The organism is Streptomyces guryensis (assembly GCF_021261325.1).
Lineage (GTDB): Bacteria > Actinomycetota > Actinomycetes > Streptomycetales > Streptomycetaceae > Streptomyces > Streptomyces guryensis.
In genome coordinates, this window is record NZ_JAJSBI010000036.1 from 36267 (window position 1) to 52018 (window position 15752).

Consider the following 15752-nt stretch of genomic DNA (forward strand, 5'->3'; position numbering starts at 1 on the left):
TGGGGGGCCTTTCATGAAGCTGGCGCGATTCTCGCCGCCGATCGTTGCAGCGCTGCTCGGGGGACTGACGACTGTCATCGGCCCCGGCGCGGTCGGCTCGTACGCGGCAGCGTCGGACATACCGCTGCCGATCGCGCACTTCGCGCACATGGTCGTGGACGAGCCGCACGGACACCTGTTCATCAGCGGCGGCGCCGGCACGGACGGCATTCTCGTCACCGACCTCGACGGCGGGAACCCGACGGTGATCAGTGGTGAGCCGGGTGCCACCGGTCTCGCCCTCTCCGACGACGGCTCCGCGCTGTACGCGGCCCTCCCGGACCAGGACGCGATCGCGGCGATCAACACGGAGAAGCTGACCGAGTCGGCCCGTTACGGCACGGGCGCGGGCACCCATCCGGACTCACTGGCCGTCGCCGGGGGCACCCTCTGGTTCGGCTACGGCACAGCAGACGCCGGCGGCATCGGATCCGTCGACGGAGCCGGTACGGTCACTTTGCGTCAGGATTCCGGAAGTTGGGCGGCAGCGCCCATGCTGGCGACGACCCCGACGCCCTCCGGCGTACTCGCGGCCGCCGTGCAGACGGGCGACACCTCCGCCTTCGTCACGTACCGGGCCGAGGGCGGTGCGCTGACCCGGCAGGCCGCGAAGGCGCTGCCCGTCCCCGACCTGAGCGACTTCGCGGTCACGGCGGACGGGCTGCATCTGGCGGTCCCGTCATTTCAGGGCGCGACCGCCAATCGGTACCGCACTTCGGATCTGGCGGTTGACGGGCAGTTCGCCATGGGGGTGTACGGCAAGGCTGTCGCCGTGGCCCCGGACGGGACCATGGCCAGTGGCGACCGCGGATTCGTGACGTTTCCAGAAACGGGGGAGGGCTACTACACCGAGTACTCCTACGCCCGGGAGCTGAACTCCGCCGCACACGACCTCGCCTGGGCACCGGACGAGAGCCGGGTCTACGGCGTGGCCGTAGACGCCTCCGGGGGATCACCGACGCTCCACATCTCTCGTAACCCGGAAATCGCGCCGGTCACGCTCTACGAAAGCTGGACCATTCCGCTTGCCCCCGGCGAGGCCTACTCGTTCGTGGTGTCGCCCGATTCGACCCTCAGCCTCGGCGCCGGAGAATCCCTGCTTCCCGGCACCGTGCACATCACGCGCTACGACGACGCCGATCCGGACGGCGTGCTCGTCCCGGACCCGACAGTCAGCCCGGCAAGGATCCCGGTCAGCTTCTTCGGCTCCTACCGCGTCGACGGCACGGCTCCCCTCACCGGTCAACTAAGCTTCCGCGTCGACTACTCCGGAAGTGGCCACTACGGACCGGCCGGCCGCACCTTCGACATTCCGGTGGCCAAGTACGCGCCCACCGTGGCGCTGGCCGCCCCCTCCTCCGCCGAGCGTGCCGCACCGCTGACCGTCACCGGTCACCTCACCTGGCCGCACGCGCATGTGACAACCGGCGCGGTCCACGTCGTCAAGACCGACCTGGCGCACCCCTCCGGCTACTCGGTGGGCACCGTGCCCGTCGCCGCCGACGGCAGCTTCGCCTTCCACGACACCCCGCAGGCCGGCGGCGCGAACACGTACGCCTTCACGTACGACGGTGGCACCTCCTACCTCCCGGTCACGGCGTCGGCGAAGGCGCAGGTGTCCCGGGCGACTCCGACCCTGAGTGTGGCGACCGACGCGAAGTCGTATCACTCCGGCGCGACCGTCAAGGTCACGGCACATCTGGGGACCACGTACAACTCCCGCTCCGTGACGCTGTACGACCAGCCCGCGGGCAAGTCGCGGACGCCGCTCAAGAGCGGCACGGTCGACGCGCACGGGAACCTCGTCGCGTACTACAAGATCACCCGCAACACCGTTCTCAGCGCGGCCTTCGCGGGGGACTACCGCTACGCGCCGCGCACGGTGACCACCCGTGCGACACTCACGCCGACGGTCCGGACGCAGGTGCAGTGGCCGCTCTCGACCACCCGCATCGGATCCACCACCTACCAGGTCTTCTACAAGTCCGAAGTCAACATGGGCTTCAACCTGCAGGTCACTCCCCGTCAGTCCGGCGACTGTATGTCGGTGTACGTCGAGCACTACTACTCCGGAACCTGGCACCACGTCACCTCGCAGAGCTGCGTGCCCTTGTACTCCGACGGCTGGTACGGCTACAGCCGGGCTCTGAAGCTCTTCGCGGACAACGGCCACTACCGCATCCGCGGCCACAGCACACCGCCGGCCGAGGGCGCACAGACCGGCAGCGTATGGAGCCAGTGGACCTATCTCACCGTCCGCCCCGGCAGCCCCTCGTGAGACGCCCCAGCCACTGGCCCGTCGACTTTCGAGGGGCTGCCGGGCAACTCACGTGCTTCGTCTACGTACTTGGGCCCGCAGCTCCTTCAGGCTGTCGTGGAACGCGTTGCGGCGGGTTTTGGCCGAGGTTCAGCGAGAGGTCGAGTCGGGCGCGTTGCCCCTGTAGTGGTAACGCACCCGCTTGCGCAGGTTGTGAGTGCTGGTCCGGTTCGCCATGTACCGCGGGGCTATGCCGACATGGAGCAGACGCCCGGCGTCCAGGTCCGGGTGGGGCCCACACGTTCGTCCGCCTGGGCACACAGCGCGCCGCCTTAGATCGGGTCGGCGACGCCTCGGCAGGCAATGACGGCAACGAACGTGACGACGATGACGGTTCAGCCGGAGTGGCCGCCGCAAGCCAGCAGCGGTTGCCGTCAGACATTGCCGTCAGCCCAAAAACCAGAGGCCCCGTCGATCTCTCGACGGGGCCTCCGGCCTGCTGTGCACTCGGCAGGATTCGAACCTGCAACCTTCTGATCCGTAGTCAGATGCTCTATCCGTTAAGCTACGAGTGCTTGTTTTGTTTTTCTGCCGGTCCTGGTCCTTTCGGCCCGCTCGCGGCGACAGGAAGAACATTACATGACTGCCGCCGCCATGTGAAATCCGTTTGGTCTACCCCTTGTGACCTGCGGAAACGACGTTTCAGGGCTAGGGCTTGATCACCTGCTCGAAGTCATAGCGGCCCTCCGGCTGCAGTCGGACGAGTGCCATCGGCTTGTTGTGCGGGTTGCCGTCGGAATCGAGCTGGATCGGGCCGGTGACTCCGGATGCCGTCACTCCGGTGACCAGCTGGCTCAGGGCGCTCTCGGCGTTCACCGTGGCGGAGCCGTCGTCGCCGGCCGCCTGGTGGATGGCGACGCCGAGGGTCCAGACGGCGTCGTGGCCGAGGGTCGCCTGGCCGTCCTGGAGCTCGTCCTCGCCGGTGCCGCCGAAGGTCCGGCGGTAGAGGTCGAGGAAGCCGGGGTAGGGATTGTCGGCCTTGCGGTACAGCTTGTCGGCCAGTTCGGGATGTCCGAGAGCCGTGTAGAACGCCGTCACCCGGCTCACCGCCCAGTCCCGCTGGAACTGCTTGACCGTCGCGTCGCCGGTTTCGGCGCCGTAGTACACGCCCACCGCGTCGTCGCCGGTCAGGACCGTCACGGGGCAGCGGCGGCCGGCCGCCGACATGGCGATGATGAAGCCGCGGAGGTTGGCCCCTCGCCCCGCGAAGAAGATCGCGTCGGGCTTCTGGTAGCAGACCTGCTGGGCGACCGCCGAGAAGGCGTTGCTGATGCCGTCGATCCCGGAGGCGTACTGCACCTCGCTGTCCATGAGAGCGAGCCCTTTCGTCCGGGCCGCCGTCATGAAGTCCTTGTAGAGGGAGGTGTTGTAGATGTCGTCCTCGTTGCGGTCCCGTATGACCAGCACCTTGTAGCCGTGCTTCGCCTTCTGCCGGCCGGCCAGATAGGCCGCCGCCCCGCTCGCCTGGTCGCTGTTGGGCGCGGAGACACGGAAGAAGCCCACCTTGCTCGACGAGCTCAGGCCGTCCGCCGTCACCGTCGCGCCCATCATCGGGACGTTCGCCAGGCGCAGCGCGTCCACCGCCTTCAGCGTCCCGCCCCGGCTCGTGCCGAAGCCCGCGACCGCCACGAGATGGTCCTTGCCCCCGTGGGCCATGGCGATCAGCTGGTCGGTCAGCGGCTTCCACTGCTCCGAGCGCTCCCCGATGTTGGCCACGAGCAGCCGGATCTGGGGGAGGTCGCCGACTCCGCCGAGCTGGTTGTCGTTCAGCTGCCGCTGGGCCAGGTAGGCCCCCTTCAGCTCCTCGAGGACCTGGTACTTGGCCGACTCGTCGCTCGGGTCGGAGGAGAGCGGTTCGACGTAGGCGACGCTGACCCACTTGCGGCCGGACTTCGCGACTCGCCGGTTCTCGTCCCTGATCTTGTCCATGACGGGCTTCAGCGAGTCGCGGAAGGCGTACGACCCGTCGCTCACCCCGATGCACTCGTCGCGGGGACCGGTTTTTTTCACTCCCGGTCCGCACTCGTCCATCTCGTGGGTGACCTTCTGGAACACGAAGACGCCGATCACGACGAGCACCAGTAGGCCGGCCCCCCAGGGCCACTTGCGGCGTGGCGGCCGGGTCGGCCGGCGGATGTCGTCCGGGTTGCTGCCGCTCACCAGGGTTTCCTCTCGTACTGTTTGGCCCGCTCACGGAAGACGAACAGGTCGTTCGCGTCCCGGGCCAGCCTCCGCAGCGCTCTGAAGTCCTCGGCGATGTCGCCGTACAACTCGGCGTAGGGGTCGCCGAACGGGTCCTCGTACAGCTCGACGCACGGATCGGTGCGCGGATGCGTGGTGATCCAGCCGGCCACCAGCAGCCTGGTGATCACCTGGCGGGCCTCGTCGCCCACCGCCCCGCCCACCAGCCGCTCGTATCTCGCCCGGGCCGGCTCGGGCAGGCCGCCCCGCCAGCGCGCGGGCGCGCGCTGCAGCCAGGACAGGTCCGCGCACCACTCGTCGGCCGGTACGGTGCCGAACCGCCGCCGCAGGTAGTCGACCGCGCCGGCGACGTCCTCGCACGCCAGGTCGTAATAGGCCCGCGTACGCTCGTCGCGGGCCGCGGCCCGGAGGGTGTGGCACGCGTTCTCCCACGGCCCCGCCCCGGGGTCCCCGGGCGCCGCGTCGAGCAGACGCAGCAGCAGAAAGCGCACGACCGGCTGGGCCACGTCCGTGGCGACCGCCTCGTACCAGTTGCGCGCCGCGAGGCTCGGCAGCAGTCCCGGCGCGGCCTCCGCCTGGTCGGGTGTCAGGGCGGCGGCGGTGCTCGGCAGGGCCCGCCACAGCGCGGTCTCGAGGTGGGGCAGCAGCCGGTCGAGGACCTGGTCCGCGGCGGTCAGCGCGAGGTCGAGGCCGGGCACCGTCCCCGGCAGGGCCAGGCACTGCCGGACCCTGGTCTCCCAGTCCGTGTCGGCGGGGAAGCGGCCCAGCGCCTCCAGCACCACGCCGGTGGCCGCGGGCTGGCCGCGGGTGGCCCCGTGGACCACCCACCCCAGCCACTCCGCCTGGTCGGGTGTCTCGGGCTGCCGCGCCCTCTCGGGCAGCGCCTTGAGCACCGCGCCCGCGTGGTGCAGCACCTCGTCGCGGTTCAGGTCCCGCAACCAGCCGACGTGCAGGCCCCGTACCCGGACCGGCTGGAAAACCGTTTCATCCGGCCAGCTCCCGGTGCGGTAGTCCAGCACCGCGGACTGTGTCCCCTCCTCCCGTCGGGCCAGTGTCTCCGGCCGGGTGCGGGCGCCGGCCACGACGAGCAGCGGATCGGTGTGCTCCCGGGCGGCACGGGACTCGAGCAGCAGCCTCAGCAGCCGGTTGCCCGCCTCGTGATCGACGTTGTCGAGCAGCAGCAGGCAGTGCGCGGTACGGCGTCTTCGGCCACGTCTGTCTGTGTACGCCGCGCGCAGATCGGCCAGGAAGGCTCGCATCAGCAGCGCCTCCGCCTCGTCCCGCTGCACGGACGGGCCGTTGAAAAGCCGGTTGACCCGCACCAGGAAGTCCATGGCCGCGTGGTTGTGACCCGCTTCGCGGGCGGCGTGGGAGACCCTGCGGCGGATCTCGACCGCCGCGCGGATGCGCTGGCCGCCGCGGATGACCGGGATGACCTGGGTGACCCAGGCCGGCACCCCGCCGATCGCCGTGGCGACCCCCTGGATCAGCGGCTGGAGTTTCTCGTACGCGTACTCCTGCTGCCCGTTGGGCTCGAAGGCCGCGCGCATCTCCTGCACGGCCCGCTCCCGGGACTGCGTACTGACGCCGGTGACGACGGCCATGAGCAGCACGCTGAAGGAGGGGAACACCAGCGGGGGATAGTCGTCCTTGACCTCCTGGAGCTTGAAGACCAGCTCGGTCAGGGCGTCGAAGAAGGACTTGCTCTGGCCCTCGGGCGTGGCGGCGGCCAGGTCGGCCGAAGCCAGAGGGAGCCGCTGTCCCCAGTGTTCGAGATGGCGCAGCAGGGAGCTCTTCCCGCTGCCGTGCGGACCGAGCAGCAGCAGAGCGGGCGGGGTGGCCAGGCGCGGCCCCGGTTCCCAGTCCACCTGCTCGTCGACGTAGCGGCGTATCGCCTGGTCTCGGGCGGACCGCCCGGGCCACTCCGGCATGGCACACTCCCCCCGGCATGCGCATCCGTCACATATCTGTGTGATGCCCCAGACTGCATCAATCACCTTGTATGACAACCGGTTTCCCCGTTTTCACCACGAGCCACACACAGATCCGGTAACACCGTGAAAACGACTCAGGGAGTCCATGCCGATCGGCATGGACTCCCTGAGTGGAAAGCGGAGGCGGAGGGATTTGAACCCTCGATGGGATTGAAGTCCCAAACCGCATTAGCAGTGCGGCGCCATAGACCGGACTAGGCGACGCCTCCAGCACAGCCGCCCGCGCGAGCGCGAGTGGTGCGTGCAGATGATGACACAGTCGAGCGTGGTGTCACCAATCGACTCCCACGGTACTAGGCAGGCGGGCCGCAGAGCAAAGTCCTTTCGGTCCGTGCCGACCCGTCCGTGCCGAGCCGGAGGGTGGGGCGTTAGACAGGGCATGTTCGCTCGGATTCTCGTGGTCGCCACCACCGCCGTCGCCTCCGTCGCGCCCGCCGCCGCCCACGCCGATGTCGGCCGCCCCGCCCCTGCCCCGCCGCCCGTACAGGACGAGGACCGGGCCGGCGACCACCTCACCGTCACCGTCCGGCACGCGGGCGACGGTACGGACGGGACGTTCGAGCTCCAATGCCATCCCGGAGGCGGCGACCATCCCGATGTCAGCGGTGCGTGCGAGACGCTCGATCGTGTCGCCCGGTGGGGCAGGGACACCTTCGCCCCCGTCCCCGAGGGCAGCGTCTGCACCATGCAGTACGGCGGGCCCGCCACCGCGCATGTCACCGGGAGGTGGGCCGGGCGACCCGTCGACGCGTCGTACGACCGCAGTGACGGGTGTCAGATCGGCCGGTGGGACCGGCTTGTGCCGTTGCTGCCCGATCTGCGGCCCCAGGGGCAGCCGTAGGGACGTAGGGACTCGCACAGGGTTTCTCCCGGGGAAACCCAGAACTCCGTAAGGGTCCGGCGAAGGTCTCGCGAAGCCCTGCGCAGGCCAGAGGATGCGGGCACACGTTCTACTTCAACTCGTCGTGCGACCTCCCTCTCATCCGGCGTCGCGAGCGCAACCACTGCCCGTAGACTCCCTCGCGTGACACGTCGCGGGCCGGTTGGCAAGATGGCCCGAGCGGTCGGCAAGGTGCGGTAACAGGGAGGAAGCGTCTCGTGAGCAGCAGGCCATCCCGAGGCGCTGCTCGCCTCGCAGCCATACTCGACGCGCTTCCCGATGCGTTGGTGCTGGTCAACGCCAATGGGACCGTCGTCAACGCGAACACGATCGCGCTCGAGGCCTTTGAAGCGCCCGGGACCGCGCTGGTGGGTCGGGGGCTCCTCGATCTGCTGCCGCAGTTCGACTCCAAGCTGATCCCGGGGTCCATGCGGCGGCCCGATCACATGGACCCCGCAGGGCGGACCAAACCCACCCGGATGATCGCGCGGCGGACCGACGGGGTCGAGTTCCCCGTCGAGGTCACCAGCGCCAACCTCGAGAACGGGCAGCAGGCCTACGACGGTTACGGCTACAGCGGCGACGAGCTGCTGATGCTCGTCGTACGCGACCTGACCGGGACGGTGGACACCGAGGCCGAGCTGGCGCGTTCGCAGCGGCAGACCGAGATGATCCTTCGGGCCGCGTCCGAGGGTGTGGTGGGGACGGACACGGACGGGCGGATCGTGCTCGTCAATCCGGCCGCCGCTCAGATACTGGGTTATCGGGCCAGTGATCTGGGTGGCAAGGAGCTGCACGGGCTCGTGCTGCATTCGCGTGCCGACGGTTCCCCGTTCCCGTACGAGGAGTCGCCGCTCGCCGACACCCTGCGCTCCGGGCGCAAGCACCGGGTGCGCGGGCAGGTGCTGTTCTCCAAGGGCGGGGACAAGGTCTCCGTCGATCTGACCACCGCGCCGGTGCGCGACGGGGACCAGCTCGTCGGCGCCGTGATGACCTTCGCCGACCGGCGGCCGTACGACTCGCTCGCCGAGGAGAAGGCCGCGGTCGAGAAGCGGCAGGCGGAGGAATTGGAGCGGATCGAGGAGGAGCATGCCTCCGAGCTCACCGCTCTGCGCCAGAAGCACGTCACCGAGGTCGAGGAGCTGCGGGAGCAGCACGACGAGGAGCTCGCGGCGGGCGAGGACCGGTATGCCGCGCTCGGTGAGCGGGAGAAGGACCGGTACGAGGCGCTTGCCGCGCGGCACGATCAGCTGCTGACGCTGCTGGGGCGGTCGCTCCGCGGACCCCTGGACGAGCTGCGGCGCGAGCTGGCCGCCCTCGCCGCCGACGACGCCGGGCAGCTGTGGCCCGAGGCCAATCAGGTGCTGCACCACCTGTCGGCGGGCTACTCACGGATCACCACCCTCATCGACAACGTCCTCGGCTATCAGCTGATCGACGCCGGGAGCGAGCAGATCACTCGTACGAAGGTCATGCTCGACGCCGTCGTCGCCGCCGGTGTCGACGGGGCCGTCGAGCTGATCGGGCCAGGCCGGGTGCAGTTCGCCGTGCACGCGCCGCCCATCGAGGCCGAGGTCGACCCCCAGCGCCTGGCGAGCGCGCTCGCCCACCTGGTCGCGGACGTCGCCGGTGTCGACGCGACCGGCAACGCGCCCGTGTCGACGGGCGGTTACATGGACAACACGGTCGTCGTGGCCGCCGCCCAGCGCGGTGAGGTCGTACGGATCGAGGTGCGCGGGCCGTATGCCGGGGGAGACCCGGTGCACGAGCCGATCGTGCGCGGGATCGTGCGGGCACATGGCGGGGTGCTGCAGACGCACGAAGTGCCCGGGATGAGCGGCAGCTCGTATGTGCTGGAGGTGCCCATCGGGGGCGGGGCCGGAGCCGTCGCGGCCGACGTCCCGATCGAGATCCCGGGTGCCGAGCCCCACGAGGGTGCCGGCTCCGATCAGACCTCCGGTGGCGGACGGCGGCATGGACGGCGGTCCTCCGTCGACGCGTTCCTGGACAGCGAGGTGCCGGGCGAGTCCGGTGACCCGGCGGAGGCCGGTGACGCGGAGGGCGGCGTGCCCACCGGGCGGCGTCGCAGGCGGGCGGTCGAGGAGTCGGCGGCCGCCGCGGCCTCGGCCGCGGGTGCCCTGGAGCTTTCCGGCGGTACCGGGCGGCGGCGCGGGCGGGCGGCCGAGGGCGCCGGTGACGGTGTCTCCGAGGGTGCCGTCGTCATGGCCGGTGAGCATGGCGCCGGGACCGCGGCCGTCGGTACGGGGCTGGGCGGGACCGTTCCTCCGCAGGGCGTGCCCGCGCCCGGCGGGCGGCGCGCGCGACGTGACGGCGGTGAGCAGCGGGCCCTGCCTGCGGCGCTTCCCGCGGGCCCCGTGTCGGCCGAAGAGCCGGTCCCGGCCGACGGGGCCGCGCACCCGCAGAACGCCGAGAACGCCGAGCCGACCGGGCGCCGTCGCCGTGCCCTGGCCGCCGCGAACGACCGTGCCGCCGCGCAGGAGGCGGCTCCCCGTTCCGTGTTCGCCCTGCCTCCGGCGGAGGCGGACCGGGCCCCCGCCGCGGGTATGCAGGGGCAGACGCCGGTGCCTGGGCAAGCACCGGTGCCTGGGCAAGCACCGGTGCCTGGGCAAGCGCCCGTACCGGCGCAGGGGCAGTCCCCGGTTCCGGTTGCCGGGCAGCCGCAGGTTACTGGGCAGCCGCAGGTTCCCGGCCAGCCCCAGGTTGCCGCGCAGCCGCACGTTCCCGGCCAGCCCCAGGTTCCTGGTCAGCCGCAGCTTGCCGGGCAGCCGCAGGTTCCCGGACAGGCGCAGGTTCCCGGGCAGGGTGGCCAGGATGCTTCCGGGGACGCCCTGATCGACGACGGTCGGCATGACGCCGTTCCGCACGACCAGTCCGGCGATCACACTCCGCCGCAGCCGCACCCCACGAGCGCGCCCACGGGCCGTCGTCGCCGTGCCGTGGCGCATCCGGGTGTGCAGGAGGCCGGCGTTCAGACCGCCGGGCAGGGGGTGCCGGTGCAGCAGCCCGCGCCCGTTCCCGCACAGGCGGCTCCCGCACAGCCGGCTCCCGCGCAGAACGGGGCCGGCCAGGTCGCACCGGCCGCCGCCGCTCAGGCGCTTCCCGTGGCTCCGGTGGAGGCGGGCGCCGGTCAGTCCACCCCGGCCCCCGGCACCCCGCGCCCTCCGGAGGCCTCCGCGGCACAGGGTCAGACCCCGGCACGTCCCGCCCAGCCTCTGCCCGCGGAAGCAGCCGCCGCTCCGGCCGACCTCGTCGACCCGAACTCCACGCAGAGCCAGGCGATCAGCGTGCGGACCCTGGGGCAGGGAGTGCCGTTCACGCGGCAGGCCGCGCAGGTGCAGCAGCCTTCGGCCACGCCCGCGCCGAACAACCCGAACGGTTCCGGCCGGCGTCGCAAGCTGGGTACGCGGACCGACGCCGCCGTCCCGGCCCTGGAGCAGGCGGCCCGTCCGCACCCGGCGGCCGACCAGGCCTCCGTACCGGCGCAGCCGCAACCGTCCATGGCCGGGCAGTCGCGGCTGGCGCAGGTGACCGAGGGCTCCGGGCGGTCGTACGCCATAGGGGCGCCCGACGAGAACGCCGCCGAGGGGCCGGAGCCGCTGGACGGTCCCGGTGGGGCCGTGGAGATCGCGGACACCCCCCGGCCGCAGCCGATGGACGACGAGCTGCCGCCGGAGCCGCTCGACAACCCGCGGCGGCTGCTGGTGTGGCCCGCGCCGGACGTGACGACCCAGCAGGCGCTGAGCGATCGTGGCTACCGGCCCGTGATCGTTCAGTCGCGCGAGGAGGTCGACGCGCAGATCGCGGCTTTCCCCGCCGCGTTGTTCGTGGACCCGCTGACCGGACCGATCACGCGGACTGCGCTGCAGTCGCTGCGGCAGGCGGCGGTGGCGTCCGAGGTGCCGATCATGGTGACCGCGGGGCTCGGGCAGGCGACGCGCGAGGCTGCGTACGGCGCCGACCCTGCCGTACTCCTGAAGGCGCTCGCGCCGCGGGACAGCGAGCAGCATCCGCCGCGGGTGCTCTTGATCGAGGAGCACGCGGAGATCGCGCTGGCGCTGACCGCGACGCTGGAGCGGCGCGGGATGCAGGTGGCGCGGGCCGCGAGTGACGCGGACGCGGTGACGCTGGCGGGGCAGCTCAGGCCCAACCTGGTGGTGATGGACCTGATGCAGGTACACCGGCGCCAGGCCGGGATCATCGACTGGCTGCGGGCGAACGGGCAGCTCAACCGCACCCCGCTCGTCGTCTACACCGCCGCCGTCGACCAGGCCGACCTGCCGCGGCTGGCCTCCGGCGAGACCGTCCTGTTCCTCGCGGAGCGCTCCACGAACGACGAGGTGCAGAGCCGGATCGTGGACCTGCTGTCGCGGATCGGGACCAACTAGCCGTCGGTGAGGGCTATTTCGCGACGAGTCTGCGTGCCGCCTCCTTGATCGAGGTGCGCAGTCGGTCGCGGTCGGTGTCGTCGGTGCCCGCGAGGATGCGGCGCATCTGCGGGACGACGACGGCCCAGTTGGCCAGCGCGGTCAGCAGAAGGAGCAGGTCGCGGGGCGGGATGGCGTCGGAGATGACACCGCGGGCCTGGCCGTCCTGCAGAGTCGCCACCTTGCGGCGGTAGTGCTCCTGGCGCTCGGCCTCGTCCGGCAGGTCGGTGGTGCCGTACTCCAGGCCCTCCCAGAAGAGCAGGCGCAGCACCTCCGGGTGGGCCTCGTGGTAGTCCATCAGGCGGTCGATCCAGCCCTCGATGTCGTCCGGGTCTACGGGGACGGCCGCGGCCAGGTCGAGCATGACCTTCCCCAGGACCTTGGTGAACAGGTCCGCCTTGTTGCCGAAGTAGGCGTAGATCAGCTGCTTGTTGGCCCTGGCCGCGGCGGCGATGCGGTCGATGCGGGCGCCCGCGATGCCGTGGGCGGCGAACTCGGCGACCGCCGCCTCGAAGATCCGGGCCCTGGTGGCCTCGGGGTCTCTGACTGCCATGGGGGCAGGGTACCGCTCCGGGTCAGGTAACCAACTATTTGGTTGACAGGGAATCGGCGGGTGATGCACGGTGTTCTCCTTCCAACCAACCAGTTAGTTGTTAGAGCTGGCTCGAAGGAACCCGAAGGAATTCGAAGGAGTCCGTCCGCTCATGCCGTCCACAACCGCAGCGCAACCGGTCCGGACCGCCACCCCGGAGCCGCCAGTCGCGTCCCGCCTGCTCCTGCCCCTCATCGCCCTGTGCACCGCCGTCACGGCAGCCAACATCTATCTCGCGGCGCCGCTGCTCCCCCTCATCGCCCACGACTTCGGCTCGACTCCCTCGGCGGTCGCCTGGATCGCCTCGGTCGCGCAGTTCGGCTACGCCGCCGGGCTGCTCTTCTTCGCCCCGCTCGGCGACAGTGTGAACCGGCGCCGCCTGGTCGCCGTCCTGTCCCTGGTCACCGCGGCGGCCCTGGCCGTCGGTGCCACGGCCGCCGGGACCATCGCGCTCGCGGCCGCCGTGCTGGTCGCCTCCGCGGCCACGGTGGTCCCCCAGCTCCTCGTCCCGCTGGTCGCCGCCCGCGCCCCCGCCGACCGCCGCGCCCGCCATGTCGCCGCCGTCATCTCCGGCCTGTTCACCGGCATCGTGGCCGCTCGGGTGCTCGGCGGCCTGGTCGGCCAGGCCTTCGGCTGGCGTACGGCCTTCGTGGGCGCGGCGGCGCTGACCGCCGTACTGGGGCTCGCGACGGCGCTCGTCCTCCCCGCGGAGACGCCCCGTCGCCAGGGCTCGCTCTTCTCGGGCCTCGCCGCCATGCCGTCCGTCGTGCGCCACTCGCCCGACCTGTGGCGCGCGTGCGTACGCCAGGCGGGGATGTACGGCGCCTGGAGCGCCCTGTGGACCTCGCTCGCCCTGCTGCTGACCGGCGAGTCCTACGGCCTGTCCACCGCGACCGCCGGTCTGTTCGGCCTCTTCGGACTCACGGCGAGCGCGGTGGCGCCGCTGGCCGGCCAACTGGTCGACCGCTTCGGCGCCGCCAAGGTCGTACGGTCCGCGTATCTGCTCGCCGCCGTGTCCGTGCCGCTCTTCTGGCTGGGCGGGCACATGATCGCCGCCCTGTTCGCCGCCGCGATCGCGGTCCACGCGGCCCTCGTCGCCTCGCACGTCGCCAACCAGACCCTCGCCCTCACCACGACCTCGACCCCGGCCACCGCCAACAGCGCCTACGTCGTCGCGGGTTTCGCAGGCGGCGCCAGCGCCTCGGCCCTGGCCGGCCTCGCCTTCGGCCACTGGGGCTGGGGCGGAGTGTGCGCGGTGGCGGGGCTGTGGCTGGTGCTGGGGTGGGGGACCACCGCCGTACGGCGGCGCGGCTGAGCTCGGCGGTGACGGCTGCTGCCGCCGTACGGCGGTGACCACTGTCGTACGACGGTGACCGCTGACGCACGGTGGTGACGGCTGCTGCTGTACGACGGTGACCGCTGACGCACGACGGTGACGGCTGCTGCTGTACGACGGTGACCGCTGACGCACGGCGGTGACGGCTGCTGCTGCTGCTGTACGACTGTGACCGCTGACGCACGGCGATGACCGCCGCCGTACGACGGTGACGGCCCAAGGGACAGTGGCCCCGGCCCCTGGCAAGGGGTGCCGGGGCCGTCTCTCAGAGCTTGGTTACGTCCAGCTCCCCCTCCGCGTACTTCTTGCGCAGGACCTTCTTGTCGAACTTGCCCACGCTCGTCTTCGGCACCGACTCGATGATCGTCCAGCGCTCCGGGAGCTGCCATCTGGCGATGTGGCCCTCGTCGGCAAGGAAGGCGCGCAGGGTCTCGAAGTCGGCGGTGGAGCCCTCCTTCAACACGACCGTGGCCAGCGGGCGCTCGCCCCACTTCTCGTCGGGGACGGCGACCACGGCGGCCTCGGCGACATCCGGGTGGGACATCAGGGCGTTCTCGAGATCGACGGAGGAGATCCACTCGCCGCCGGACTTGATCACGTCCTTGGCGCGGTCGGTGAGGGTGAGGAAGCCCTCGGGGGAGATCGTCCCGACGTCCCCCGTCTTGAGCCAGCCGTCCTCGCTGAACTTGTCGGCCGGGCGCAGGGGTTCGGCGCCGGGGCCGTTGTAGTAGGCGCCCGCGATCCAGTTGCCGCGGACCTCCAGCTCACCGGCGGACTCGCCGTCCCAGGGGAGGCGCTCGCCGCCGGGGCCGCTGAGGCGGGCCTCGACGCCGGCCGGGAAACGGCCCTGGGTCAGGCGATACGCGAACTCCTCCTCGGTGCCGACCGCGTGGGCCGGCGGGCGGGCCACCGTGCCGAGCGGGGAGGTCTCCGTCATGCCCCAGGCGTGACAGACCCGCATGCCCAGCTTGTCGAAGGCCTCCATGAGGGAGGGCGGACAGGCCGAGCCGCCGATGGTGACCTGGGTGAGGGAGGAGACGTCCCGCGGCTTGGCGGTCAGCTCGGCGAGCAGGCCCTGCCAGATGGTGGGGACGGCCGCCGCATGGGTCGGGCGCTCGGACTCGATCATCTCGGCGAGCGGCGCCGGCTGCAGGAAGCGGTCCGGCATCAGCAGGTTGACGCCGGTCATGAAGGTGGCATGCGGCAGGCCCCAGGCGTTGACGTGGAACTGGGGGACCACGACGAGCGAGGTGTCCTGGTCGGTCAGGCCCATCGACTGGGTCATGTTGACCTGCATGGAGTGCAGATAGATCGAACGGTGGCTGTACACCACGCCCTTGGGGTCGCCCGTGGTGCCGGAGGTGTAGCACATGGCGGCGGCCTGGCGTTCGTCCAGCTCCGGCCAGTCGTAGGCGGTCGGCCTGTCCGCGATCAGCTCCTCGTACTCGTGCACCCGGGGGCGGGCACCGTCGAGGAGGGAACGGTCGCCTGGGCCGGTGACGACGATGTGCTCGATCGCGGGCAGCTTCGGCAGCAGCGGGGCGAGCAGCGGGAGCAGCGAGCCGTTGACGATGACGACCTTGTCGTCCGCGTGGTTGACGATCCAGACCAACTGCTCGGCCGGCAGACGGAGGTTGAGGGTGTGCAGCACCGCGCCCATGGAGGGGATCGCGAAGTACGCCTCGACATGCTCGGCGTTGTTCCAGGCGAGGGTCGCCACGCGGTCGGCGTCCGCGACGCCGAGTTCCTCGCGCAGCGCGTGCGCGAGCTGGGCCGCGCGGGCTCCGATCTCGGCGAAGGAGCGGCGGTGCGGCTCGCCCTCACCGGTCCAGGTGGTCACCTGCGATGTCCCGTGGACCGTCGACCCGTGGGTCAGGATCCTCGAGATCAGCAGCGGTACGTCCTGCATCGTGCTCAGCACGGTGTCCTCCCGGGGCGACATTGCCT

At 71.2% G+C, this 15752-nt stretch carries 8 protein-coding genes and 2 tRNA genes; 4 read left to right on the forward strand and 6 right to left on the reverse strand.

Features of this window, described 5'->3' with window-relative positions; translation table 11 throughout:
• Window positions 1–13: 13 nt before the first annotated feature.
• Window positions 14–2317, forward strand: coding sequence for a YncE family protein (locus tag LJ657_RS42595; RefSeq protein ID WP_232655077.1), 2304 nt, complete (start codon window positions 14–16; stop codon window positions 2315–2317).
• A 481-nt stretch (window positions 2318–2798) separates the two neighbouring features.
• On the opposite strand, the gene LJ657_RS42600 is transcribed toward LJ657_RS42595, so the two are convergent.
• From LJ657_RS42600 to LJ657_RS42615, 4 genes are all read right to left on the reverse strand, one after another.
• Window positions 2799–2871 (reverse strand) — tRNA-Arg (locus tag LJ657_RS42600).
• 133 nt (window positions 2872–3004) lie between these two features.
• Window positions 3005–4516: an ABC transporter substrate-binding protein gene (locus tag LJ657_RS42605; protein WP_232655078.1), complete on the reverse strand. Its 1512-nt coding sequence runs from the start codon at window positions 4514–4516 to the stop codon at window positions 3005–3007.
• Complete coding sequence (locus LJ657_RS42610; protein ID WP_232655079.1) at window positions 4513–6489, reverse strand: hypothetical protein; 1977 nt, start codon at window positions 6487–6489, stop codon at window positions 4513–4515. Before LJ657_RS42610 ends, LJ657_RS42605 begins: the two co-directional genes overlap by 4 nt.
• A 181-nt stretch (window positions 6490–6670) precedes the next feature.
• Window positions 6671–6761, reverse strand: a tRNA-Ser gene (locus LJ657_RS42615).
• A 170-nt stretch (window positions 6762–6931) separates the two neighbouring features.
• Here LJ657_RS42615 and LJ657_RS42620 point away from each other — a divergent pair.
• Together LJ657_RS42620 and LJ657_RS42625 are read left to right on the forward strand one after the other, a co-directional pair.
• Complete coding sequence (locus LJ657_RS42620; protein WP_232655080.1) at window positions 6932–7393, forward strand: SSI family serine proteinase inhibitor; 462 nt, start codon at window positions 6932–6934, stop codon at window positions 7391–7393.
• 257 nt (window positions 7394–7650) lie between these two features.
• Entirely contained in the window at window positions 7651–11838 is a 4188-nt protein-coding gene (locus tag LJ657_RS42625; RefSeq protein ID WP_232655081.1) for a PAS domain-containing protein, read from the forward strand.
• 13 nt (window positions 11839–11851) lie between these two features.
• Here LJ657_RS42625 and LJ657_RS42630 read toward each other — a convergent pair whose 3' ends face one another.
• Entirely contained in the window at window positions 11852–12430 is a 579-nt protein-coding gene (locus LJ657_RS42630) for a TetR/AcrR family transcriptional regulator (protein ID WP_232655082.1), read from the reverse strand.
• A 151-nt stretch (window positions 12431–12581) separates the two neighbouring features.
• On the opposite strand from LJ657_RS42630, the gene LJ657_RS42635 reads away from it, so the two are divergent.
• On the forward strand, window positions 12582–13784 hold the full coding sequence (locus LJ657_RS42635; protein WP_232655083.1) for an MFS transporter: 1203 nt from the start codon (window positions 12582–12584) through the stop codon (window positions 13782–13784).
• Between the two features lie 286 nt (window positions 13785–14070).
• Here LJ657_RS42635 and LJ657_RS42640 read toward each other — a convergent pair whose 3' ends face one another.
• On the reverse strand, window positions 14071–15747 hold the full coding sequence (locus tag LJ657_RS42640; protein ID WP_232655084.1) for a long-chain fatty acid--CoA ligase: 1677 nt from the start codon (window positions 15745–15747) through the stop codon (window positions 14071–14073).
• Window positions 15748–15752 lie beyond the last annotated feature (5 nt).